This window comes from Mycolicibacterium setense (assembly GCF_000805385.1).
Lineage (GTDB): Bacteria > Actinomycetota > Actinomycetes > Mycobacteriales > Mycobacteriaceae > Mycobacterium > Mycobacterium setense.
On the sequence record NZ_JTJW01000006.1, the window covers coordinates 1,062,772 to 1,086,486 of the forward strand.

21 protein-coding genes are annotated in these 23,715 nt (G+C 67.2%); 12 read left to right on the forward strand and 9 right to left on the reverse strand.

The genetic code is table 11. The annotated features are described in order from the left end of the window. Nucleotide 1: 1 nt before the first annotated feature. The 3 genes from QQ25_RS15810 (at nt 2) to QQ25_RS15820 (ending at nt 4,501) form a co-directional block, all read left to right on the forward strand. A complete protein-coding gene (locus QQ25_RS15810; RefSeq protein WP_039319864.1) occupies nt 2–1,372 on the forward strand; it encodes a wax ester/triacylglycerol synthase domain-containing protein in 1,371 nt (456 codons plus the stop codon). A gap of 100 nt (nt 1,373–1,472) precedes the next feature. Then, on the forward strand, nt 1,473–3,221 hold the full coding sequence (locus tag QQ25_RS15815) for an AMP-binding protein (RefSeq protein WP_039319867.1): 1,749 nt from the start codon (nt 1,473–1,475) through the stop codon (nt 3,219–3,221). 95 nt (nt 3,222–3,316) lie between these two features. Next, nucleotides 3,317–4,501, forward strand: a complete 1,185-nt coding sequence (locus tag QQ25_RS15820) for an Rv1490 family membrane protein (protein WP_052235838.1) — start codon at nt 3,317–3,319, stop codon at nt 4,499–4,501. 13 nt (nt 4,502–4,514) lie between these two features. On the opposite strand, the gene QQ25_RS15825 is transcribed toward QQ25_RS15820, so the two are convergent. Both QQ25_RS15825 and QQ25_RS15830 read right to left on the reverse strand, forming a co-directional pair. After that, on the reverse strand, nt 4,515–4,976 hold the full coding sequence (locus QQ25_RS15825) for a hypothetical protein (protein ID WP_039379514.1): 462 nt from the start codon (nt 4,974–4,976) through the stop codon (nt 4,515–4,517). 51 nt (nt 4,977–5,027) lie between these two features. Continuing rightward, nucleotides 5,028–5,738, reverse strand: a complete 711-nt coding sequence (locus QQ25_RS15830; RefSeq protein WP_039379516.1) for a GAP family protein — start codon at nt 5,736–5,738, stop codon at nt 5,028–5,030. Nucleotides 5,739–5,837: 99 nt separating this feature from the next. Here QQ25_RS15830 and QQ25_RS15835 point away from each other — a divergent pair, with 99 nt between their 5' ends. Then, on the forward strand, nt 5,838–7,166 hold the full coding sequence (locus QQ25_RS15835; protein WP_039379518.1) for a hypothetical protein: 1,329 nt from the start codon (nt 5,838–5,840) through the stop codon (nt 7,164–7,166). 18 nt (nt 7,167–7,184) lie between these two features. Here QQ25_RS15835 and QQ25_RS15840 read toward each other — a convergent pair whose 3' ends face one another. The 3 genes from QQ25_RS15840 to QQ25_RS15850 form a co-directional block, all read right to left on the reverse strand. After that, nucleotides 7,185–10,268 carry an MMPL/RND family transporter gene (locus QQ25_RS15840; RefSeq protein ID WP_234711913.1) on the reverse strand — a complete coding sequence of 1,028 codons (3,084 nt, stop codon included), beginning with the start codon at nt 10,266–10,268 and terminating at the stop codon, nt 7,185–7,187. A 168-nt stretch (nt 10,269–10,436) separates the two neighbouring features. Beyond that, on the reverse strand, nt 10,437–11,171 hold the full coding sequence (locus tag QQ25_RS15845; protein WP_039379520.1) for a hypothetical protein: 735 nt from the start codon (nt 11,169–11,171) through the stop codon (nt 10,437–10,439). Nucleotides 11,172–11,213: 42 nt separating this feature from the next. Next, complete coding sequence (locus tag QQ25_RS15850) at nt 11,214–11,582, reverse strand: hypothetical protein (RefSeq protein WP_039320630.1); 369 nt, start codon at nt 11,580–11,582, stop codon at nt 11,214–11,216. Nucleotides 11,583–11,718: 136 nt separating this feature from the next. On the opposite strand from QQ25_RS15850, the gene QQ25_RS15855 reads away from it, so the two are divergent. Both QQ25_RS15855 and ileS read left to right on the forward strand, forming a co-directional pair. After that, on the forward strand, nt 11,719–12,279 hold the full coding sequence (locus tag QQ25_RS15855) for a hypothetical protein (protein ID WP_082017535.1): 561 nt from the start codon (nt 11,719–11,721) through the stop codon (nt 12,277–12,279). Nucleotides 12,280–12,595: 316 nt separating this feature from the next. Next, a complete protein-coding gene (gene ileS, locus QQ25_RS15860; RefSeq protein WP_039379522.1) occupies nt 12,596–15,766 on the forward strand; it encodes an isoleucine--tRNA ligase in 3,171 nt (1,056 codons plus the stop codon). A gap of 76 nt (nt 15,767–15,842) precedes the next feature. On the opposite strand, the gene QQ25_RS15865 is transcribed toward ileS, so the two are convergent. Then, nucleotides 15,843–16,061: an RNA-binding S4 domain-containing protein gene (locus QQ25_RS15865; RefSeq protein ID WP_039319885.1), complete on the reverse strand. Its 219-nt coding sequence runs from the start codon at nt 16,059–16,061 to the stop codon at nt 15,843–15,845. A gap of 33 nt (nt 16,062–16,094) precedes the next feature. Here QQ25_RS15865 and QQ25_RS15870 point away from each other — a divergent pair, with 33 nt between their 5' ends. After that, nucleotides 16,095–17,477, forward strand: a complete 1,383-nt coding sequence (locus tag QQ25_RS15870) for a DNA polymerase IV (protein WP_039379524.1) — start codon at nt 16,095–16,097, stop codon at nt 17,475–17,477. Here QQ25_RS15870 and QQ25_RS15875 read toward each other — a convergent pair. From QQ25_RS15875 to QQ25_RS15885, 3 genes are read right to left on the reverse strand one after another with little or no spacing between them, the layout of a single operon-like run. Then, nucleotides 17,459–17,917, reverse strand: a complete 459-nt coding sequence (locus tag QQ25_RS15875; RefSeq protein ID WP_039379527.1) for a hypothetical protein — start codon at nt 17,915–17,917, stop codon at nt 17,459–17,461. The genes QQ25_RS15870 and QQ25_RS15875 overlap by 19 nt on opposite strands. Before the next feature lie 38 nt (nt 17,918–17,955). After that, a complete protein-coding gene (locus QQ25_RS15880) occupies nt 17,956–18,423 on the reverse strand; it encodes a hypothetical protein (RefSeq protein ID WP_039379529.1) in 468 nt (155 codons plus the stop codon). Between the two features lie 22 nt (nt 18,424–18,445). Then, nucleotides 18,446–19,414 (reverse strand): asparaginase, encoded by a 969-nt coding sequence (locus QQ25_RS15885; protein WP_039379531.1) that lies wholly within the window; start codon nt 19,412–19,414, stop codon nt 18,446–18,448. Nucleotides 19,415–19,459: 45 nt separating this feature from the next. On the opposite strand from QQ25_RS15885, the gene lspA reads away from it, so the two are divergent. The 5 genes from lspA to QQ25_RS15910 are packed head-to-tail and all read left to right on the forward strand — an operon-like array spanning nt 19,460 to nt 23,686. Further along, nucleotides 19,460–20,200, forward strand: a complete 741-nt coding sequence (gene lspA / locus QQ25_RS15890; RefSeq protein ID WP_039379533.1) for a signal peptidase II — start codon at nt 19,460–19,462, stop codon at nt 20,198–20,200. Continuing rightward, nucleotides 20,200–21,123: an RluA family pseudouridine synthase gene (locus QQ25_RS15895; RefSeq protein WP_039319897.1), complete on the forward strand. Its 924-nt coding sequence runs from the start codon at nt 20,200–20,202 to the stop codon at nt 21,121–21,123. The genes lspA and QQ25_RS15895 overlap by 1 nt, the downstream gene beginning before the upstream one ends. A 2-nt stretch (nt 21,124–21,125) precedes the next feature. Then, entirely contained in the window at nt 21,126–22,073 is a 948-nt protein-coding gene (gene rarD, locus QQ25_RS15900; RefSeq protein WP_052235839.1) for an EamA family transporter RarD, read from the forward strand. A gap of 30 nt (nt 22,074–22,103) precedes the next feature. Then, complete coding sequence (locus QQ25_RS15905; RefSeq protein WP_039319899.1) at nt 22,104–22,481, forward strand: YciI family protein; 378 nt, start codon at nt 22,104–22,106, stop codon at nt 22,479–22,481. Nucleotides 22,482–22,510: 29 nt separating this feature from the next. Further along, the gene (locus QQ25_RS15910) at nt 22,511–23,686 is read left to right on the forward strand and encodes an RNA polymerase sigma factor (RefSeq protein ID WP_234706103.1); all 1,176 of its coding nucleotides are present in this window, start codon (nt 22,511–22,513) and stop codon (nt 23,684–23,686) included. The last annotated feature ends 29 nt before the right edge of the window (nt 23,687–23,715 follow it).

Sequence of the window (23,715 nt, forward strand, 5' to 3'; positions counted from 1 at the left end):
GATGCGCGACGCGAACACCATTACGGCACAAGATAATCGGCTGGCCTATCTGGACCAGGCGATGTTCGACGCGATGCGGGCGGGCAACCGTGCGCAACTCATGCAATGTCTGTGGATCTACGAACACCCCGTGGATCTCGATGCCCTGCGGCGGTTTCACCATCATCTGGGCGGGACGTTCGCCGGCCGACTGGTCGAGCGGTCACCGCTGCCCTTCGGCAGGCACCGATGGATCTCTGTACCCGGCACAGATCTGGCCATGGACGTCGAAGCCGAGCCGAGACCCCGGGCCGATCTCAGCGATTGGACCGACGAGCAGGCCGCTCGGCCGATCGACCCCGAACGGGGACCGGGCTGGCGACTCGCCGTACTTCCGATGACGGACGGTTCGACGGCGGTGAGCCTGGTGGCGTCGCACTGCATGGCCGATGGTGTCGCGGGCATCGTCTCGGTGATATGTGCGGCCAAGGGCGAACCGCTGAATTTCGGCTATCCGCCGGCCCGTTCGAAGACGGTTCGGGCCTGGCTGCGCGCCGCCCGCACGGATCTTGTGGCGACCGCTCGTGACCTGCCGGAAGTCTTCCGCACCGTTGGGGCCGCTGCGAGGTTGATCATCCGGCGCCGCGACGAGCTGGCTGCTCCGGCCGCGGCCGAGACCACCGGTCAAGGCGGTGGCGAACGCGTGGTGACCGTGCCGGCGATATCGCTGTTCATCGATGTCGAGCAGTGGGATGCTCGCGCGAAATCGCTTGGCGGAAACACCTATTCGATGCTCGCCGGATTCGCAGCACGACTCGGTGCGCGGATGGAACGGCAGGGCGGTGAGGACGGCTCGGTCAACCTGCTGCTCGCGTTGAGCGACCGCGGCCTGGACGACACCCGTGCCAACGCCATGACCATCGGCAACGTCGGTGTAGATCCCACCACGGTGACCTCCGATCTCTCACCTGCCCGGGCATCGATCAGAGCCGCGATCGCGGAGCGGCGGGACACACCGGACGAGGCCGCGCTGTTCATGCCGCTGATTCCGTTCGTCCCGAAACGCGCGATGACCCGGTTGTCGGACGCCTTCGTCGGCGCGGCAGGCCTGCCGGTGTCCTGCTCGAACATGGGGGAGCTGGATCCGGCATTCAGCAGGGTCGACGGCACCGACGCCGAGTACGTGGTGATGCGCGGGATCGACCAGAATGTCATCGAACGCGACATCGTCCGCGCCGGAGGACATCTGGTCCTGGTGTCCGGAAGGCTCGGCGCAAAGGTCTCGATCTCCATAGTCGGCTACCAGCCCGGTGCCGAGAATACGAAGGCCTGGCTCCGCGCCCTTGCCACAGAGGTTTTGGGCGAGTTCGACCTCACCGGGACGGTCGTCTGATGGCAACAGAACCAATATCCGCGACACGCCGTTGCGGTCTGGATATCACCACATCGACAGGTCTGCGAGTGCATTCCGTCGAGCACGAAAGGTATTTCACGTGATCGCATCTTCTCTGACTGCCGTGCTGCGGGAGCGCGCAAGTGTGCAGCCGAACGAACCTGCGTTTACCTACATCGACTACGACCACAGCTGGGACGGCGTCGAGGAGACGCTGAGCTGGGCGCAGATGTACCGCCGGGTGAAGAACCTGGCCGTCGTGCTGCGCGAGCACGCCTCGGTGGGGGACCGCGCCTTGATCCTGGCTCCGCAGAGCCTGGAGTACATCGTGGCGTTCCTCGGGGCGATGGAGGCGGGCCTGATCGCGGTCCCGCTGTCTACCCCGATGGCCGGTGCGCACGACGAGCGGGTGAGCGCGGTGCTACGCGATGCGGCACCGACGGTGCTTCTCACGACGTCTGCGGTGGCCGGCGATGTCGCGCCCTACGCTCAGGCTGGCTCGGACGGCGTCGCACCGACCGTGTTCGAAGTGGACGCCCTCGACCTCGATGCGCGCAGCGGCGGGCGCCTCAAACGTGAGAAGCTGCCTGACACTGCCTATCTCCAGTACACGTCCGGTTCCACGCGCACCCCTGCGGGCGTCATGGTGTCGAACCGCAATCTGACGGCCAACTTCGAACAGATGATGGGCGGCTTCTACTCGGACTACGACCGCGTACCGCCCGCCGACAGCACCGTGGTGTCGTGGTTGCCCTTCTATCACGACATGGGACTGCTGCTGGGGGTGTGCGCACCGATCCTCGGTGGCTGGCGGACCGTCGTGATGAGCCCGCTGTCGTTCCTGGCGCGGCCCGCTCGGTGGCTGCAGCAGGTGGGCAGCCACCCGCACGCGCTGACCGCGGCTCCCAATTTCGCCTTCGACCTGGCAGCGGCCCGCACCACCGACGAGGACCTGGCCGGCTGCGATTTCGGCAAAGTCCTCAGCATCATGAGCGGTGCCGAACGTGTGCACGACGTGACGGTGCGCCGCTTCGCGGATCGCTTCGCGCGCTTCAACCTTCGCCCAGCGGTGATCCGCCCCTCCTACGGTCTCGCCGAGGCGACGCTGTACGTGGCGACGAGAACACCGGGCCAGCCTCCGTTGGTCGCGCAGTTCGAGCCGGAGAAACTGGCGGCCGGCCACGCCGAGCGCTGCGGCAGCGGCACGGCATTGATCAGTTACGGCACACCGGATTCACCGTTGGTGCGGATCGTGGAACCCGAGCTGCGCACCGAGTGCCCGGCGGGCACCATCGGCGAGATCTGGGTGCACGGCGAGAACGTCTCCGCCGGATACTGGAACAAGCCGGACGAGACCGAGCAGACCTTCGGCGGCAGCATCGTCGATGCGCCCGCCGATCTGCCGGCCGACAACTGGTTGCGCACAGGGGATCTGGGTTTCCTCTCCGAGGGCGAGCTGTTCATCATCGGCCGCATGAAGGATCTGTTGATCATCCGCGGACGCAACCTCTACCCCGATGACATCGAGGCGTCGGTGCAGGCGATCACGCGCGGTCGGGTTGCTGCTGTCGCCGTCCCCGACGACGCGACGGAAGCGTTGGTGGTGGTCGCAGAGGTCAAGAACAAGGGCGACGATGCCGATGCCGTCGCCGAGCATCACCGGACGGTGAAAGGTGAAGTCGCCTCGGTGGTGTCAACGGCGCACGGCGTGGCCGTCGCCGATGTGGTGCTCGTTTCCCCGGGCTCGATTCCTATCACCACCAGCGGCAAGACCCGGCGCTCGGCGTGTGTGCAGAAGTATCGGGAGGGCAGCTTCAGCCGCGTCGACGCGAAGGTACCTGTCAGCTAGTGGTCGGGTCGGTATCTGAGCCCGGGGTTCGACGCCCACTGCCCTCGCTGTCGGGCCCGGGCCGTGGGAGGGCATCCGTCTACACCGGCGTCGCGGTGCTGATCACCGCCTGGACGCTGGCCATCGTCTACGTTGCGGCGACGGTCGTTCCGATCGACCACTACTTGATCTCGTATTACGTCGTCGACTACCGCTTCGGCTTCACCCGGCGCGGTCTGGCCGGTGAAATCGTCGGAAATGTCTCTGACGCCGGTTTTTTCACCAATGCCTACCTGCTGCGGTGGGTCTCGACCGCGGTGTACGTGCTCGGCCTCGGCGCGCTGGCATACCGGCTGCTCAGGAATTGCCGGTCTGAACGCCGCATCATGGTGACATTGCTACTGGCCGTGCTGCCGTTCGGAATTCCGTATGCCGTGTACTCGGCCCGTCCGGATCTGTTCGGGGCGGTCGCCCTGATAGCCCTGTGCCTGGCGCTCACGACAGTCTCCGAGACACGGTCAAAGGTGTTGTGTTGCGGGCTGTTCGGTGTGGGTATCGCCGTGCTCGCCCTGATACACGAGGGCATGGCGCTGGAGTTCGGCTTGGGTGCGATCCTGGCGATCCTGGTGCTCGGCGGGGGGCTGACCGTACCGGCGCAGCGACTCTGCGCCGCCCTGGCGATCGTCCCGGGCCTGACCGTCGCGCTGATCGTGGCCGCCTTCGCCAACCACGATGTCAGCGGCAAGGTGTGCGGCACCGTCCCGCACCGCATGATCGAGACGCCGTTCGCGTCGATCAAGTCCTTTCCCGATCTGATCGGCTACCTCACCGGCACTGTGCGCAGCGATGCGGACTACCACGACTGGGTTTGCGGCTGGTATCTGTCCACCCTCGATCACACCGTCTCCGACGGGATCAGGGAGGTCGCCGCCGTCGGATTGCCCGCCCTGATCGGATCGTTCGTGTTGGGCGTCGTGGGGATCGCAGCGACGCTGCGGGCGGTCAGTTACTTCTCCGGGGTATCGCTGCGGAGCTTCGTCGGCGAGCTGAAGGGCCGGTACGGCCTGCCTGCCGTTGGTGCGTTGTTACTGGTGCCCTTGTTCATCACCGGTGTCGACTGGACGCGGTGGCTTCTGGTCGTGGCGTTCGACGTGGTGGTGGTCTACGTCCTGTACGCCAACGGGCGGCCCGAGATCGACGCGGCGCCACCGAAACGGGCCGTGCGCCTGTTCCCCCTCGTGGCACTCGGATTCATGCTGATCCCGCTCGGCCTGGCACCCGGCGGCGGTTCCACGAGATAGTCGTGCCGACCGGCTAACCGAACGGCCACGGTGGGGGTGGCAGCCCTGGCGGTGGCGGAGGCGGCGGGGGTGGCGGCAACCCGGGCGGCGGCGGAGGCGGCGGTAGGTCCTGCGGCGACGGCAGTTGCGGCCCCGGCAAACCGACACCGGGCAGGGCCGGCAGGGGAAGCCCCGGCGGACCGACGGACACCGGCACGCTCACCTGGACCGGCGCCGGCAAGTCGGATGGCCACGGACCCGGCTCCGGAATCGGGCCGACCTGCGACAGCAACTGCTGCAACTCCGGTGTACAGGTCGGGCACTGCAGCAGCGGCGCATCGTTCGGGGCATTGTTCGCGGTGTTGTTGTCCGCGGGGTTTTCGATAGCCTGCGGATCAACGGGATCCGCGATTGCGACGCCGCAGGCGAGTGCGTACATGGCAGCGCCGACCGTGGCGACCCCGGCCGCTCTCAGCAGCCTGTGCGGGAAATTCACCGAGTACTCCCTCGATTGGAATGTCTCTCGATCATAGTGTGTTTCGAACGTTCACAGCCCGGTCGCACCCAGAGCGACGAGCGCCGCACCGGCGACCGCCAGGATGAGCGCCACATCCCGCCGGGTGCGGGTGTGTACCCACGCGCGCATGGCCTCCAACCGGGCGCGGGTCGCGGTGGGGGCCACCAGGAAGCTGGCGATCGGAATGGCTACGACGGCGTTGGCGACCGCGACGAACGTGATGAGCAGGCCGAACTGGAGCGACGCGGTGGCTCCGGACGTGGCGATCAGGACCAACAGCGCCAGATAATCGATGGACGGCAAGGCGATTGCCAAACCCATCGCTCCCGAGAACCAAGGCGAGCTGCCACCCACCAGGCTCTTGACCCTGGAGGTGACGAACGTGACCGTTCGAGTCTGGCCCGGCGGTGGCGCCTCGCCGTCCGCGGTCACCGCGGCCTCGCGGGCGCGGGAGAACTGGCCGAGCCGCACCTTGCTCGCCAGCACAGCGGCGACGAGCACCGCGAACACACCGAACGCGATCTGAACCTTCGCAGTGCTGAACTGCGGGGCCCCCAGCATTCCGGGGCGCACCACGAACAACACGATCAGGCCGGCCGTGACGCTCATGAGAAAACTGCCGGACAGGAAGGCCGTCAGTTGCAGCGCGGGTCGTGGCCGCCCGAGCGCCAGGGTGATCAGGCCGAGCCGCATCGGCTCGAAGTTCACCGCGATGGCAAGGCCAAGCACGGTGATCCACACATCAACGGACCTTAGTCGAATCCAGGGCCCGGTGGCCCGGCTCCGAACCCCGCACAGCGTGCCGCATGACGGAGGCCGGCCACGAATTACCATGCCGACGTGGACAACACCCTCACGTACATGGATCAGGGATCGTTCCTCGGGCTTCGGGCCCTGGGCCGCGCGCCCATCATGCAGTTCACCTGGATCTATTCCGATGGGGTCGACATCGCCGGGTTGCGGCGATTCCACTGCAACCTCGGGCACGGGCTGCTGGGTCGCCGCATCGAGCGGTCGCCGCTGCCCTTCGGCAGGCATCGCTGGGTTTCGTCGGCCGGTCCTGCCGATATCGCCGTCGCTGCCGCCGACCGCCCGCGTAGCGAGCTCGCCGACTGGGCCGACGAACGCATCGTCGTTCCGATTGATCCCGAGCGTGGACCCGCGTGGCACTTGGGTGTCCTGCCGCTGACCGAAGGCGGCGACGCCGTCACCCTGGTGGTGTCGCACTCGGTCGCCGATGCGTTGGGTCTGACCCTCGCGATCGCTGACGCTTCCGACGGTATCCGGCGTGAACTGGGGTATCCGGCGCCGGGATCGGCCACCCGGACGCAGGCGCTGTTGCGGGATGTCCGGCGTGCGGCTCGGGACCTGCCCGAGGTGGGGCGTGCGATTCTCGCCACGGCCCGGGTCGCTCGCGAACAGCGTGAGGATCTGGCGGCGTCGGCCAAGTCGGCCGCACCGGGGGGCGGGCCGGGGTCGTCGGATCCGGTCATTCCACCGACGGTCACGGCTTACGTCGATCTGGGGGCCTGGGATGAACGCGTGGAACGCCTTGGCGGAACGAGTAATTCACTCTTCGCCGGATTCGCCGCCCGGCTCGGGCAACTGCTCGGCCGGGTCGATGCCGACGGGCGGGCCATGCTGTCATTTCCGGTCAGCGATCGCACCGAGGGCGATACCCGTGCCAACGCCCTCAACACCGTCACCGCCATCGTGGACCCGGCCAAGGCCGGCACCGACCTCACAGAAATTCGCGGCGAACTCAAGCGGGTGCTCACCGAATTGGGCACCGCGCCCGACGCCAACCTGGCGCCGCTGCCGCTGACCCCCTACGTGCCGAAGGTGATGGTGCGCAGGCTCGAACGCATGGTGCTCAAAGTCGGCAGCCCGATCGGCTGTTCGAACCTTGGTGAATTGCCCGCGGCGGCCAACCGGCCGGACGGCACCGATGCCGACTACGTGTCGTTCCGACTGGTCGAACCCGGGATCACGCCCGGAGTACTGGAAGGTCTCGGAGGACTGCTCTACCTCGCCTCGGGCCGCGGCCACGGGCGGATATTCCTCACCGTGTCCGGCTGGACAATCGGCGGGATGAACACGCGCGCAGAGCTTTCCGAGGCAGTGGCGCGCACCCTGGCCGACTTCGAACTGCCCGCGACCATCGACTGAAGTCGGCGTCGGCACGCGTCAGTCCACGACGGTCGCCAACTCCTGCTCGGGCTCTGCGTCTTTGGCGATCTTTTTCGGAGGGGCTTTCGCTTCCGGCTGCCAGCGGGACGGCCACCAGTTGAATCGTCCCACCAGAACGGCGATCGCAGGCACGGTCGTGGTCCGCACCAGGAACGTGTCGAGCAGGATTCCCACACCGATGATGAAACCGGCCTGCACCAGCGTGCTGATGCTGGCGAACAGCATTCCGAACATCGACGCGGTGAAGATCAGGCCCGCGGCGGTGATCACGCCTCCGGTCGCACCCACCGTTCGGATCACCGCGGTCCGCAAGCCGTGTGGCGATTCCTCCCGGATCCGGGAGATGAGCAGCAGGTTGTAGTCGGCACCGACGGCGACCAGGATGATGAACGTCAGCCCGGGCACACTCCAGTGCAACTCCTGGCCCAAGAACACTTGGAACAGCAGCACACCGATGCCGAGTGCGGACAGGTATGAGATCACCACCGAGGCAATGAGATACAGCGGCGCCACCAACGCACGCAGCAGGACCACGAGGATGAGGAACACCACGGCGACCGTCACCAGGATGATGAATCTGATGTCCTCGTTGTAGTACTCGCGCGTGTCGCGGAGCGAGACCGAGTATCCGGTCATCGACACCTTCGCATCGGCAAGCGTCGTGTTCGGTTGCGCATCGCGAGCCACATCCAGAATTGCGTCGATCTGATCCATCGCATCGGTACTGAACGGGTTGAGCTTCGTCTGGATCATGTAGCGAACGGTGTGGCCGTCGGGGGAGAAGAACAGCGCCGCAGCCTTTTTGAAGTCATCGGTGGCCAGGAACTGCGGGGGCACATAGAACCCCGACATCGACGGCGTCCTGGCCTCGTTCTTCATCGCCAGCAGGAACGCCGACGCATCGCCTAGCCCGCCGCCCATCTTCTTGGTCTCGTTGACCAGCAGGGTCACCCCGTCGGCGACCTGCCGGCTGGCGTCGGCGAGGGTGTCCGCGTGCTGCTGCAGCGTCGCCATCTGCTGCCGCATGCTCGACGGATCGTCCAGCCCGGCCGACTTCAGGGCCTTGGTGGCGGTGTCGAAGGCACCCCGAAGATTGTCGGTCGTCGCACCGAGGGTCTGATTGCCCTCGGTCGCCTTCAATTGCCTGGCCAAGGTGGCGATACCCGCCAGCGTGCCGTTGTCGCCGGCGTCGACCATGCGTTGCAGCTGGCCGCGGGAGTTGCGGCAGGAGGCATCCCCGTCGCAGATCGGGCTGGCATTCAGCGCGGTCAGAACCGGGCGGGCCTGCTGTACGGAATTGGCCGCATCGTCGATGGTCACGCCGATGGAATCGCCGAGTGATCGCATGGCGAGGACCAGCTTGGCGGCACTGTCGAACTGGTTGAGCGCCTTGTCGCCACCGAACTGTTTCTGCATGGAGCTCAACGCGTCGATCAGGCCCCCGACGGTGACCGCTGCCTGCCCGAGCTGCCCTTTCACCCCGCCCAGTACATCGGCGATCTGGGTGGCGCCGTTGGCCAGCTTGTCCATGTCACCACCGCGCTCGGAGACCAGCGAGGACGCGTCGTCGAGTTTGGAACCCACCTCTCCGGCCTGGAACGACAGCCTGGCCTGCTCCAACGACTCTCCCGTCGGGCGGGTGATCCCGCGGACCGCCTCGATGTTGGGCAGCTGGCTGATGCGATGCGCCATCTGTTCGAGGTCGGCGAGCTCCTTCGGGCCGCGCAGATCGTGCGGTGATTCGACCAGGAGATACTGGGGCAGGCTGGAATTCACCGGGAAGTGCGCGGCGATCGCGTCGTAGCCCTGGAGGCTTTCGACGGAGCCGGGGAGTGCCTTGCGGTCGTCATAGTTGTACGTCGCCAGGCCCGCACAACTGGCGAGGATGATCAACAGCATCAGGCTGGCGACCAGGTTGCGGCGCGGATTGCGCACGATGCGCACACCCGAACGCCGCCACAGCGTGTTGGTGAGACTCTTCCGCGGCGAGATCCAACCGCGACGGCCCGCCAGGGTGAGCACCGCCGGTAGGAAGGTCATGGCGGCCAGGCAGCCGATGGCGATGGCGACGGCGAGCGCCACGCCGACCGACGAGAAGATCGTCAGCTTCGTGAAGATCATCCCGATGAAGGTGACGGCAACAGTGGCCGCCGACGCGACGATCACCGGGCCGATCGAGTTCAGGGCGCTCTTGACCGCCTTGTCGGAGTCCTCTCCCAACCGGAGAAAGTCGTGGTATCTGCTGATCAAGAAGACCGCGTAATCGGTTCCGGTGCCGGCCAACATCGCGGTGAGGAAGACGATGGTCTGGCCGGAGATGGCAAGGCCGAGACTGCCCAATGCGGCGACGACACCCTGTGCGGTCGCCAGCGACACCCCGATGGTCAGCAGCGGCAGGATCATCGTGAGGGGATTGCGGTAGATGATGATCAGGATCGCCAGCAGCATGCCCACCGTGGCGATCTCGATGTGTACCCGATCGCGCTCGCCCACTTCGGCGAGGTCGGCCAGCGTGGCCGCCGGGCCGGTGACATGTGCGGTGATGCCGGATCCGCCCTCGCCCACGGTCTCTTTGACGATCCGGACGACATTCGACGTCGCGGTATAGGACTGCGGTGAGCCCAGTTCGCCGGTCAGGCTGACCGGCAGCAGCCATGCCTTACCGTCCTGACTGCTCATCACCTGGCGCAGCGGCGGTGTGGTGATGAAATCCTGCATTGTCACGACACTCGCGGTGTCCGCGCGCAACTTCTCGACCAGGCTGCGGTAGACGTTCTCGTCGGCGGCGTCCAGGTTGTTTTGGTCGCTGAGAACGACCAGCAGGATGTTGTCCGACCCCGACTCGTGAAACGCCTTTGACATCTGTTGGGCGGCAACCGACCCGGGTGCGTTGGCCGGCAGCATCGCAGGCGGGGTCTTCTGGGAGAGCTCGGTCAGGGAAGGGAACATCGGCGGGAGCGCGGCGGCGAGTATCACCCAGCCGACGATCACCAGCCAGGGCCAGCGAACGACGACACCGCCCAGCAAGTGGAATGTGCCGCTCTCGGGGTTGTCCGCGCTGCCGTGCAGGCGTCGCAACAACTGTGCTGCCCTACTGATCCTGCATGTCCTTACCTACTTCGCCATCGAGCGCATCGGACGGGTCGTGCCGGCGCGCTCGATGTGACGGGCGACGCTCTCGGTGCGCCCAGTGTATGTGGTGTCACGGACCGGTCGGGCGGGCTCGCTGTCCCTGTGCGCCAGCTGTGGTCACCGATTGCTCGGTGCCAGCCACCGCGTCTTGATCCGCCAGGAATGGGCGGATGCGAGCGCGAAGATCGCACCGCAGCCACACGCGAAAATCCACACCAGCCGGCCGTTCTCGATGGGCTGCAGCGCCGGCACCAGAGATGTGACGATGCGAGTGGTGCAGGCGAGCATTCCGCTGACCGAGGCGAACAGATAGATGTTGGCGATCCGGCGTGATTGCGGGTCGCGGCGCAGCACCAGCATGGCGCGGGCCCCGTAGCCGAGCAGGTAGAGCAGGGTTCCGCAGAGCAGGATCCAGTACGCGCTGAGCCAGAAGTCGGTCGGGACCTGGAAGAAGTCGGGCCGGTACACCGCGGCCCCGTTGCCCATCGAGAAGGTGGCCAGCAGCACCGGGATACAGATGGTGGCCGGGCGCTCGACGTACTGCTTGAAGGAGCGCTGCATGGCGTTGTCGTCCTGGAGCCGGCCCAGTGAGTTGTAGACGATGGCCGACGCGGCGACGATGTAGCAGTCGTGGCCGATGTAGTCCTCGAGATTCCACTTGCCGGTCAGCGAGTGCAGAACCTGCCCGATGGTTGCCGAGGCCCACGGTGACATCAGCAGCACCGCCAGACCCTGCAGCGCGATGTTCAGGGTGGCGGCCACTTCCCATCGGCAGGACCAGGTGACTCTCCTGATCCACAGGCTCCACAGGATGCAGGCCAGTGTGATTGCGATGAGTGTGGCGATGGACATAACAGTTTGCCTCGGACGGTGTTGCGGACAGCTGACGCGCTGCTAGAGCGGGGGTGCGTCGGGTCGTGGGGTCAGTTCGGACAGTTTCTTCGGCCGGTGGACGGCGGGCCGGGTCCGGGTGGTGGTGTCCGCGGCTGCCACGGTCACGGGCGACGACTCCATGTAGTGCCAGACCTCCTGGCGGCTCATCAGCCCGAAGCGGATCTGCAGATCGGGATAGCTGAGGCCGAAGCGGTCGGCCACCTGCCGCAGTTCCTCGGCGTTGGGATAATCGGCCTCTTTCACCCGCCGGTAGTACGTGCTGCTGGAGACACCCAACGCGCTGTACACGGCTTTGGCGTCGACTTCACCGTCCAGCAGATAGTCCAGCAGGGCCTTGAGCTGCCTGCCGTTCTCATCAGTACGCGGCATCAGAACACCATAGACCCAGAACCCGCGATTGGTCACAGCGAGCCACGGCGTAGTCAGCAATGACGTAATTGACAAGCCTGTCAGACTTTTGGCACAGCTCTCCCATTTATGGGAATCACTGGCTAACGTTACGAACATGTCTGTTTCCGTACTGCCCGACGCATCTGGCACCGGCTCGTGGATCGCCGATCACGGCACGGTCGGGGCACCTGTTGCCTCGGACATGACAGCGGTGTCCGGTTCGTTGGACGCCGTGTTGTCCGCGGAGCTGCACGGCGCCCAGATCGCGATGGGGTGCACCGCCGAGGAGCTGCTGCTGGCCGCCCTGGCCCGCACCGTTGCCCGGGCGATCGGTGAGGGCACGGTGATCGTCGACGTCGTGAGCGGTCCGGAGCGGGCGGGTTTCCGGCGGGTCGGAGTCCCGTGTGTGGCCCATCGTGGCTTGTCGGGAGCCGAACTGCTGGCCGCGGCACGTCCGGTTGATGCCGACCGTCCTTCGGCGGACCTGAGCTTCGCCTACGGTGCGGGGCCGCGGGCGGGGCGGTCCGAACATCCGCTGGCGTTGCACGTCCATGCCGACACCGAGAACACCGTGCGCCTGGACTGGCGGTTCGACAGCCGCAGCTTCGACCGGTGCACGGTCCAGGAACTGGCCGAGCAGTTTCCGCTGGCGCTGATCGAGGTCACCTCCGGGTAGGCGTGATTTCGGGCGATTTGCGGCGCTCATTAGACTGGGCGCATCGGCGCTGATCCGGCTATCACCGGGGAGCCTCCGGAAGAACAGCTGCGGGATTCGATCTCGGATTCGGCATGCCCAGTAGAACCGGACGGGTTGGGCCCGTCATCGCCCGAAGTTGAGCGGCGCGCTGCACTGCAGCGCGCAAGCGGGGTGGTACCGCGGCGCTTGCGCACCCGTGCGACGTCGTCCCCGTGCCTGGACACACAGGCTCCTCGGGTGAGGAGCTCCGACGCGGCCCCCGGCGGGCTACGTCATAGGCACAGGAGACGCGTCAGTGGCTGCCCAATCGGAGTCTTCAACGTCAGCCGGCTACCCCAAGCCGGCCGCACCCAACTTCCCCGAACGGGAACTCGAGGTGCTCGACTACTGGGCCACCGACGACACCTTCCGGGCCAGCGTCGCCCAGCGTGCGGGCGCCGAGGAATACGTCTTCTACGACGGCCCGCCCTTCGCCAACGGGCTGCCGCACTACGGCCACCTGCTGACCGGCTACGTCAAGGACATCGTGCCGCGCTACCGCACCATGCGGGGTTACAAGGTGGAGCGCAGGTTCGGCTGGGACACCCACGGCCTGCCCGCCGAACTCGAGGTGCAGCGCCAGCTCGGCATTGCGGACAAAGCCCAGATCGAAGAGATGGGCATCGAGAAGTTCAACGCGGCGTGCCGGGCCTCGGTGCTGAAGTACACCGACGAGTGGCGTGCCTATGTCACCCGCCAGGCCAGGTGGGTGGACTTCGACAACGATTACAAGACCCTGGATCCGACCTTCATGGAGTCGGTGATCTGGGCCTTCAAACAGCTGTGGGACAAGGGCCTGGCCTACGAGGGCAACCGGGTGCTGCCGTACTGCTGGAATGACGAGACCCCGTTGTCCAACCACGAGCTGCGGATGGACGACGACGTCTATCAGAGCCGTCAGGATCCGGCGGTAACCGTCGGCTTCACCGTGACCGACGGCCCCCTCAAGGGCGCACACCTGCTGATCTGGACGACGACGCCGTGGACGTTGCCGTCCAACCAGGCCGTCGCCGTCAACCCGGACATCGACTACGTCCTGGTGCAGGGCTCCGACGGGCGCCGCTACGTGCTGGCGCAGGCCCGGCTCGCGGCCTATGCGCGCGAGCTCGGCGAGGAGCCGGAGGTTCTGGGCGGCTACACCGGCCGGGATCTGCTCGGCACGCACTACCTGCCGCCGTTCACCTACTTCATGGATGCGCCCAACTCGTTCCAGGTGCTGGCCGCCGATTTCGTCAGCACCGAGGACGGCACCGGCATCGTGCACATGGCCCCGGCCTACGGTGAGGACGACAAGGCCACCGCGGACACCGCCGACATCGTCGCGGTCACCCCGGTTGACTCCAAGGGCAGGTTCGACGCGACCGTGCCCGACTACGCGGGTCTGCAAGTGTTCGAAGCCAATTCACAGATCATCCGCGACCTCAAGAACGGCGACGGGTCCGCGGCGGCCAACGGCGCGGTGTTGTTGCGTCACGAGACCTACGAGCACTCCTACCCGCACTGCTGGCGGTGCCGTAACCCGTTGATCTACCGCGCCGTGTCGTCGTGGTTCATCAAGGTCAGCGACTTCCGGGACCGGATGGTCGAGCTGAACCAGCAGATCACCTGGTATCCCGAGCATGTCAAGGACGGGCAGTTCGGCAAATGGCTCTCCAACGCGCGCGATTGGTCGGTTTCGCGAAATCGATACTGGGGCAGCCCCATTCCGGTATGGAAGTCCGATGATCCGGCATACCCGCGGATCGACGTGTACGGCAGCCTCGACGAGCTCGAGCGTGATTTCGGTGTGCGCCCGACCGATCTGCACCGGCCGTTCATCGACGAACTGACGCGGCCGAACCCGGACGACCCGACCGGCAAATCGACCATGCGCCGTATCGAGGACGTGTTCGACGTGTGGTTCGACTCGGGCTCCATGCCATATGCGCAGGTGCACTATCCGTTCGACAACCGGGAGTGGTTCGACGGCCTCGGTGGGGGTGAGGACGCCCATTTCCCTGGCGATTTCATCGTCGAGTACATCGGCCAGACCCGCGGCTGGTTCTACACCATGCATGTACTGGCCACCGCGCTCTTCGACAAGCCGGCATTCAAAACCTGTGTGGCACACGGGATCGTGCTGGGCAACGACGGTCAGAAGATGAGCAAGTCGCTGCGCAACTACCCCGACGTCAGCGAGGTGTTCGACCGCGACGGTTCCGACGCCATGCGCTGGTTCCTGATGGCCTCGCCCATCCTGCGCGGCGGCAACCTGATCGTCACCGAGCAGGGCATCCGCGAAGGCGTTCGTCAGGTGCTGTTGCCATTGTGGAACGCCTACAGCTTCCTGGCGCTGTACGCGCCGCAGAAGGGCACCTGGCGCACCGATTCCGACAATGTGCTGGACCGCTACATCCTGGCCAAGCTGGCGCAGCTGCGTGACGAACTCACCGTTGCGCTGGACACGTGCGACATCTCCGGAGCCTGCGACCAGTTGCGGCAGTTCACCGAGGCGTTGACCAACTGGTATGTGCGCCGCTCACGTTCACGCTTCTGGGAAGAGGATGCCGACGCCATCGACACCCTGCACACCGTCCTGGAGGTGACCTGCAGGCTGGCCGCGCCGCTGCTGCCGTTGGCCACCGAGGTGATCTGGCGGGGCTTGACCGGTGAGCGGTCGGTGCATCTGACGGACTGGCCGGAAGCCGGTGTGGTGCCGCACGACGCCGAGTTGGTGGCCGCGATGGACCAGGTCCGCGAGGTGTGTTCCGTGGGTTCCTCGCTACGCAAGGCGAAGAAGCTGCGGGTGCGGCTGCCGCTGCCGAAACTGACTGTAGCGCTGGAAGATTCAGTTGATCCGTCTTCGATCACGCCATTCGCCGAGCTGATCGCAGACGAACTGAACGTCAAGGCCGTCGAGGTGACGGACGACATCGACACCTACGGAAAGTTCGAGCTCGCCGTCAACGCCCGTGTCGCGGGACCCCGGATCGGCAAGGACGTGCAGGCCGCGATCAAGGCGGTGAAGTCGGGGGAGGGCGTCGTCAATCCCGACGGCACGTTGACCGCGGGACCGGTGGTGCTGCAACCGGAGGAGTACACCGCCAAACTGGTTGCCGCCGATCCGGAGTGGACCGCGGCCCTGCCGGACGGCGCCGGCCTGGTGGTGCTCGACGGCACGGTCACCGAGGAACTGGAGGCCGAGGGCTGGGCCAAGGACCGGATTCGCGAACTGCAGGAGCTGCGCAAGTCGACCGGCCTTGAGGTGTCCGACCGCATCCTCGTGCAGATGTCGGTGCCGGCTGACTACGAGCCGTGGGCGCGTACCCACCGGGAGCTGATCGCCGGTGAAATCCTGGCCACCGGTTTCGAATTCGTCGACGGGGCCGAGCTGCCCGAAGGCACGGAGATCGGGGACGGGGTGCGGGTCGCGATCGCCAAGGCGTGATCCGCCAACGTGAGCTTGTGTGCGAGATGTCCCACTTTTTTGGCACACAAGCTCACACTCAACGGAGGACGTGGGCTCAGCCGGTGACGACCCGCGCGGAGCTTCCACCGAGCGAGACCTCGTCGCCCGGACGGAGCTGGCGCCCGCGCCGCAACTCGACCTCGCCGTTGACGCTGACCAGCCCGTCGGCGATGACGGCCTTGGCGTCGGCGCCGCTGTCGATCAGGGACGCCAACTTCAGGAACTGTCCCAGGCGAATCGACTCGTCCCTGATCGGTACGTCCTCCGGAGTCATGAAAGTCAGGCTAGCGCCATAGCATCAGCAACTATGAACGGCGCCGAGGTCACGGGCGCGGGCGGACGCTGGGTTCTGCACCTGGACATGGATGCGTTCTTCGCGTCCGTCGAGCAGCTGACCCGTCCCACCCTGCGCGGCAGGCCCGTGCTCGTCGGTGGTCTGGGCGGCCGTGGCGTGGTGGCCGGGGCCAGCTATGAGGCGCGCCGCTACGGCGCGCGGTCGGCGATGCCGATGCACCAGGCCCGCAGGCTCGTCGGTGCGCCCGCGGTGGTGCTGCCGCCCCGCGGTGCCGTGTACGGCGTGGCCAGCCAGCGCGCGCTGGACACCGTGCGCAGCGTGGTCCCGGTGCTCGAGCAGCTGTCCTTCGACGAGGCCTTCGGCGAACCCGTCGAACTGGCCGGTGCCACCGCGGCCGATGTCGAGGAGTTCTGCCAGCAGTTGCGGGCCAAGGTGCTCGAGCAGACCGGGCTGGTGGCCTCCGTCGGGGCCGGATCTGGAAAGCAGATCGCCAAGATCGCTTCCGGGCTGGCCAAACCCGACGGGATCCGGGTCGTCCGGCGCGACGAGGAGGTGCGGCTGCTCGACGGGCTACCGGTGCGCAAGTTGTGGGGGATCGGGCCGGTGGCCGAGGAGAAGCTGCACCGGCTGGGCATCGAGACGGTGGGTGCGCTGGCCGCGCTGTCGGATGCCGAGGCCACCAGTGTGCTCGGTACGGCGGTGGGCACTGCGCTGCATCGGCTGGCCCGCGGAATCGACGATCGCCCGGTGGCCGAGCGCGCCGAGGCCAAGCAGATCAGCGCCGAGTCGACATTTCCCGCGGACCTCACCACGCTGCGTCAGCTGCAGGACGCGATCGGCCCGATCGGCGAACACGCGCACCGGCGCCTGGAGAAGGACGGTCGCGGCGCCCGGACCGTGACGGTGAAGCTGAAGAAGTCCGACATGAGCACACTGACCCGTTCCGCCACCCTGGCCTATGCCACCACCGAGGCGGCCACCCTGATCGGCACTGCCCGGCGGTTGTTGCTCGACCCTGTGGAGATCGGACCGATACGCCTTGTCGGCGTGGGCTTTTCGGGATTGTCCGACATCAGGCAGGAATCGTTGTTCCCCGATCTCGAGCAGCCCGACGAGGTCTTGGACTCGCACCATCAGGCCACGGAGCCGGTGCATGCGACCCAAACCGGTTGGCGCATCGGCGACGATGTGGTCCACCCCGACCATGGACACGGCTGGGTCCAGGGCGCCGGGCACGGGGTGATGACGGTGCGCTTCGAGACCCGGGCCAGCGGCCCGGGACCGGCCAGGACATTCCCCGACGACACACCGGGATTCCGCCGGGCCGACCCGGTCGACAGCCTGGACTGGGGTGACTACCTCACCGGATTGCCCGACTACCAGAGCACGCCGTAGGTGGCGTTGAGCATGAATCCGTGCTCACCGTAGGTCTTGCACGTGACCGTGCCCTGATAGCCGACTCCGCAACTGGCACCCCAATTCTCCAGCCGGTGGCCCTCGGGCAGCACGTCGACGTCGCGGGTGAACGACGCGGTGTCGGAGCGCCGGTACGAAGCCGGTCCGCCGCTGTTGACAACGGTCTGATTGGTGCCGGCCGGTGCGTCGATCGGCACGGCATCGCATCCCACCGGACCGCCGTTGGGGCCGATGCCGCAGTGCCGACCGTCAGGGGTCCGGAAGAACACGCCGTAGAAGTCGGTGGGTGAGCTGTAGTGCCCCTCGGCCAGGGGATACCTGTCGATGTCGTCGGCGCCCGGGGGTGGCTCGGCCGCGGCAGTCGGGGCTGCGCCGAGCGTCAAGAGACCGATCGCGGCAACTGCCATGGTGTGGCGCATAGCTTCCATTGAACCGGCGCCGTCAATCCCGTGGCCCACTACCAGAGCACCCCTGAAGCGGTATCCAGCGAAAAGCCATGCCGGCCCGAGGTTTTGCAGATCACCGTGCCCTGTTCGCCGATTCCGCAGCTGGCTCCCCAGTTCTCCAGGCGATGTCCCACGGGGAGCACGTCGACCTCGTCGCGGGTGAAGGACGCGGTTCCGGAGTATCGGTAGGAAGCCGGTGCACCGCTCTCGACGAAGGTCTGGTTGGTCCCTGCCGGGGCATCCCCGGGCACCGCATCGCAGCCGACCGGCCCCCGGTTGGGCCGGATCCCGCAGAATCGGCCGTCCGGAGTCCGGAAGAACAGCCCGTAGAAATCCGTGGGCGAGCTGTACTTGCCCTCGGCGATGGGATAGGCGTCGATTTCCTCGACGCCGGGCGGCGAGGGCAGAGCCTGCGCGGCGGGATGGGGGCCGAGCACCGACAGGCCGGCGGCAACGGCCGCGGCAATGTGGAAACGCACGTTCTCTATTTAACCCAGTGCGTCAACCCCAGGCTTCGATGACCTCGGCAACCGGCCGGGTGGAGGCCAACGCGGCCATCAGCAGAACCCGGGCCTGGGGTGGACGCAGCCGGGGCAACACCACTGCGCCGGCATCGACGAGCTGCTGCCCGGGGCCGTACTGCGCGGCGATGACGCCGTCGGGGACCCGGGTCGACACCGCGATGACCACGCCGTCGCGGCAGTGCCGGCGGACTCCGTCGATCAGCGCGGCGCCCACATTGCCCGAACCCATGGCAGCGACGACGACGGCGCGCGACCCCGCAGCGACGCAGGCGTCCAGGGCTGCCGTATCCGCTCCCGGATAGGCGGCGACGATGTCGACGCGCGGGGCGGTCGCCGCGGCCAACTCGCCGAGATAGGTGTGGGTTTTCGCGCCGGTGATCTCACAGCCGCCGTTGCCGACCGCACCGAGTGCGGTTCCGGTGAAGGCGTCCGACTCCTGGGTGTGGCGCTTGCGCAGACCCAGCGGTTGCCACACCGTGCCGGCGAAGCTCACCGCCACCCCGAGCTTCCGGGTCTGCGGGTCGGCCGCGACAGCGATGGCGTCACACAGGTTGCCCGGGCCGTCGCTGTCGGGAGCGTCCGCGCTGCGCTGCGATCCGGTCAGTACCACCGGCACGTCGCCCGCATACGTGAGGTCGAGCCAGAGCGCGGTTTCCTCCATGGTGTCGGTTCCATGGGTGATGACGACGCCGTCGGCGCGTGCCGCCGCGACACGGACCGCGGCGGCGATCCGATCCCAGTCGGCGGGGGTGAGCAGTGCGCTGTCGGTGGCCATCACGTCGACGATGTCGATCTCGGCCGCCGTGGCCAACCCGGCCGTGAGCTCAGCCCCGGTGTGCGTCGGGCGTCGTATTCCTGCGTCGTCGGTGCTGGTCGAGATGGTGCCGCCGGTGGTGATGACGACTATGCGCGTGGGCGGGTGCGCGGGAGGCTTCGCGGTCTGCATCACGGTGCGGATTGTCCCGCACCGGCTGTTTGGGATGATAGGACGGTGACTGATGAAACGTCAGGCCCGGCAGAGCCGGTGACCGACGCAACCGGGGACGCGAAATCGTCCTCCGTAACCGCTGCTCCGCCTCGGCGGCGGCTGCGTCTGCTGCTCACCGTTGCTGCTGTGGTGCTGTTCGTCGACGTGGTGACCAAGGTGCTCGCGGTCCGCCTGCTGACACCCGGCCAACCTGTGTCGATCATCGGTGACACCGTCACCTGGACGCTGGTGCGCAACTCCGGCGCGGCGTTCTCGATGGCAACCGGATACACCTGGGTATTGACGCTCATCGCAACGGGCGTGGTGATCGGCATCGTGTGGATGGGCCGCCGGCTCGTCTCCCCGTGGTGGGCGATCGGTCTGGGCATGATCCTGGGCGGTGCGACGGGGAATCTGATCGACCGGTTCTTCCGGGCACCCGGTCCGTTGCGCGGCCACGTCGTGGACTTCTTCTCGGTCGGCTGGTGGCCGGTGTTCAACGTGGCAGACCCCGCGGTGGTGGGTGGCGCGATCCTGTTGGTGGCCTTGTCGTTGTTCGGCTTCGACTTCGATACCGTCGGGCGCCGGCGGCTGGGTGACCCCTCGGGCGGCGACGCCGATCCTCAACCCGAGCGGGCAGCCGACCCCGAGGCTCCGGCCGCAGACACCGACAGCGACGAGGACGCGCAGACCGACGAGCCCGGCCACATCGAAGCGCCCTCGGAAGAGTCGAGCACGGTCGGTCGCCAGGCCGAGACGTCATAGTGGCCACCCGGTCGATGCCGGTGCCCGAGGGCCTGGCGGGAATGCGAGTCGACGCCGGACTGGCCCGGCTGCTCGGGCTGTCGCGCACCGCGGTGGCGGCCATGGCCGAGGACGGCGGTGTCGACATCGACGGGGCGCCGGCCGCGAAGTCCGACAAGCTCGTCGCCGGGGCCTGGCTGGAGGTCCGGCTGCCGGAGGCACCCGGACCCGTCGAGAACACCCCGGTCGATATCGAGGGGATGGACATCCTCTACGCCGACGACGACATCGTGGCGGTGGACAAGCCGCCGGGGGTGGCCGCGCACGCCACGGTCGGCTGGCACGGGCCGACGGTGCTGGGCGGCCTGGCCGCCGCAGGCTTCCGGATCAGCACCTCGGGCATCCACGAACGCCAGGGCATCGTGCACAGGCTCGACGTCGGCACCTCGGGCGTCATGGTGGTGGCCCTGTCCGAGCGGGCGTACACGGTGCTCAAGCGAGCGTTCAAGCAGCGCACCGTGGACAAGCGCTACCACGCGCTGGTCCAGGGTCACCCGGACCCGTCGAGCGGCACCATCGATGCCCCGATCGGCCGCCACCGGGGTAACGACTGGAAATTCGCGGTCGTCGAGGGCGGCCGGCACAGCATCACCCACTACGACACCGTGGAGGCCTTCCAGGCCGCCAGCCTGCTCGACATCGAACTGGAGACCGGCCGGACCCACCAGATCCGGGTTCACTTCGCCGCGCTGCACCACCCGTGTTGCGGCGACATGACCTACGGTGCCGATCCCACGCTGGCGAAAAAGCTTGGGCTGGAACGTCAGTGGTTGCATGCCCGGTCCCTGGCCTTCGCGCATCCGGCCGACGGGCGGCGCGTCGAGATCACCAGCCCGTACCCGGCTGACCTGCAGGCCGCCCTCGACGTGCTGCGCCGCCACTGACCATGGGAGTGCAGGCTCCTCCGCAGAGAGTCGGCACCAGCCGCGCGGGTGTGCTGTTCGGCGCGGGTGCCTACATCTGGTGGGGTTTGTGCCCCGGCTTCTTCCTGCTGTTACTGCCTGCGGGGGCACTCGAAGTCCTGGCCCATCGCATCGTCTGGAGCGCACTGTTCCTGCTGCTGGTGCTGGCGGTGGCCCGGCGGCTCGGCGATCTGCGCCGGTTGACCCGGCGGACGTGGCTGCAACTGCTCGTGGCCGCGGTGCTGATCTCCGTCAACTGGGGTACCTACATCTACGCCGTCACGACCGGTCACGTCGTGGACGCCGCGCTCGGATATTTCATCAATCCCTTGGTGAGTGTGCTGCTCGGCGTGCTGGTGTTCCGCGAGCGGATCAGCCGATGGCAGGCGGTGGCACTGGGACTGGCTGTCGTGGCGGTGGCGATCCTGACCGTCGAATTGGGCGCACCGCCCTACATCGCGGTCGTCCTCGCGCTGTCCTTCGGGGTGTACGGCCTGGTCAAGAAAGTGGTGCAAGCCGATCCGCGGGTGAGTGTGGCCGTCGAAACCCTGCTCGCCCTTCCGCTCGCGGCGGGCTACCTGATCGCCCTGGAGGTAGTGGGGCGAGGGAACTTCCTCAACCACGGCCCGTGGCATGCGGGGCTGTTGTTGCTAGCCGGGCCGGTCACTGCCGTGCCGTTGCTGCTGTTCGCCGCGGCCGCGCAGCGGCTTCCGATGGTGACGCTGGGCCTGCTGTTCTATCTCAACCCCGGCCTGCAGATGGCCTGGGGCGTGTTCATCGGCCACGAGCCGATGCCGCCGGGCCGGTGGGTCGGCTTCGCCCTGATCTGGGTGGCGCTGATGATCATGACGTTCGGTGCTCTGCGGAAGAGACGGACGGATTCGGAAGCCAGGATTGTCGATCAGGTGGAACCACAATCGTCATCACGGTGACAGGCTGGAATCGACAACCAGGAGGACACCGTGCAGTACTGCCTACTCATGCACTATCAGGAGGGCCCGGAGGCGGGCCTGACCGAGGAAGACATGAGGCCCGCCCAGGCCGCGTTCGCCCGATATGCCGATGACCTCGATGCCGCGGGTGTCCTCATCGGAACGCAAGTGCTTCAATCAGCCTCGGCCACAACGACTTACACCGCACGCGCCGGCACGGCGGAGATCCAGGACGGACCTTTCGCCGATACGAGGGAGCGTTTGGGCGGGGTGTTCGTCATCGACGTGCCCGACCTCGACGCGGCGTTGGCCTGGGCGGCGAAGTGTCCCGCCGCGGCCTGGGGCTCGGTCGAGATCAGACCCGTCGCAGTCACCTATGGCCGCGGTCAGGGCTGGTACACACCCTGAACACGCCGGCCGGGGAGCGGCTCACGCAGGTGGTCGGCCAGTCCTACGGCCGGCTGCTTGCGCTGTTGGCGGCACAGTGCCGCGACATCACTGCCGCCGAGGATGCGTTGGCCGATGCCATCGAGCGTGCCCTGCGGCGATGGCCCAGCGACGGTGTCCCGGACAACGCCGAGGCGTGGCTGCTGACCGTGGCCCGAAACAGGCTGCGCGACATGTGGAAATCTCCGGCGTATCGGCTGACCGGCCCGTGGGTCGAGGATCGTGACCTCGCCGAGGACGGGACCGGGCCGGCCGCCATTCCGGACCGCCGGCTTGAGCTCATGCTCGTGTGCGCACACCCGGCCGTCGCCGCCGACATCCGTACCCCGCTCATGCTGCAGACGGTGCTGGGCGTGGATGCGACCGCCATCGCCGCGGCATTCGCCGTCGCGCCGGCGACCATGGCGCAGCGGCTGGTGCGGGCCAAGAAACGCATCCGCGACACGGGTATCCCGTTCACCCTGCCCGAACGCGCCGACCTTGCCGCGCGACTACCCGAGGTACTGCAGGCCGTCTATGGGGCCTATTCGATCGACTGGCTGACGGTCCCGCAGCGCCCGGCCATCGAATCGTTGTCGTCGGAGGCGCTGCACCTGGCCATGGTGCTTGTGGAGTTGCTGCCCGAGGAGCCTGAGGTATTGGGCCTTGCGGCACTGATGTGTCTGTGTGAGGCGCGACGTCCGGCACGCCTCGACGTGCGCGGCAACTTCGTCGCGCTCGACGACCAGGACCGCGGCCGGTGGAACGGCGAGCTGCATGCGCGGGGGGAAGCGCTGCTGGCCCGGGCCCACGGGTTCGGGCGGCCGGGCCGGTTCCAGTACGAGGCAGCGATTCAATCGGCGCACTGTGCCCGCAACGTGGACCGTCGCGCACTACGCAAGCTGTATCGGGCGCTGATGCGATCCGGGCCATCGCTGGGCGCTGCGGTGGCACTGGCGGCGTTGGACGGCGAGATTGACGGCCCGGACGCGGGATTGCGTGCGCTGGATGCGATCACGGACCGCTCGGCAGGCGGGTTTCAGCCCGCGTGGGTGACCCGGGGCCATCTTCTGGCCGAGGCGGGCCGGGTCGACGAGTCGGTCGCGGCATACCAACGCGCGATCGAGTTGACCACCGACGATGCGGTCCGGGCCCACCTGACCGGCCGGGTGACGGGACTGCTGTGAGACCGCGCTGATTGCGGCATTTGCGGACG

What these genes read in the sequence shown, in the direction of transcription:
- QQ25_RS15855 (WP_082017535.1), top strand. Translation starts at nt 11,719, where the DNA reads ATGTCTGTTTCCGTACTGCCCGACGCATCTGGCACCGGCTCGTGGATC.
- QQ25_RS15885 (WP_039379531.1), bottom strand. Translation starts at nt 19,414, where the DNA reads ATGCAGACCGCGAAGCCTCCCGCGCACCCGCCCACGCGCATAGTCGTC.
- QQ25_RS15810 (WP_039319864.1), top strand. Translation starts at nt 2, where the DNA reads ATGCGCGACGCGAACACCATTACGGCACAAGATAATCGGCTGGCCTAT.
- QQ25_RS15850 (WP_039320630.1), bottom strand. Translation starts at nt 11,582, where the DNA reads ATGCCGCGTACTGATGAGAACGGCAGGCAGCTCAAGGCCCTGCTGGAC.
- QQ25_RS15870 (WP_039379524.1), top strand. Translation starts at nt 16,095, where the DNA reads ATGAACGGCGCCGAGGTCACGGGCGCGGGCGGACGCTGGGTTCTGCAC.
- QQ25_RS15845 (WP_039379520.1), bottom strand. Translation starts at nt 11,171, where the DNA reads ATGTCCATCGCCACACTCATCGCAATCACACTGGCCTGCATCCTGTGG.
- QQ25_RS15865 (WP_039319885.1), bottom strand. Translation starts at nt 16,061, where the DNA reads ATGACTCCGGAGGACGTACCGATCAGGGACGAGTCGATTCGCCTGGGA.
- rarD (WP_052235839.1), top strand. Translation starts at nt 21,126, where the DNA reads ATGGGAGTGCAGGCTCCTCCGCAGAGAGTCGGCACCAGCCGCGCGGGT.
- QQ25_RS15875 (WP_039379527.1), bottom strand. Translation starts at nt 17,917, where the DNA reads ATGCGCCACACCATGGCAGTTGCCGCGATCGGTCTCTTGACGCTCGGC.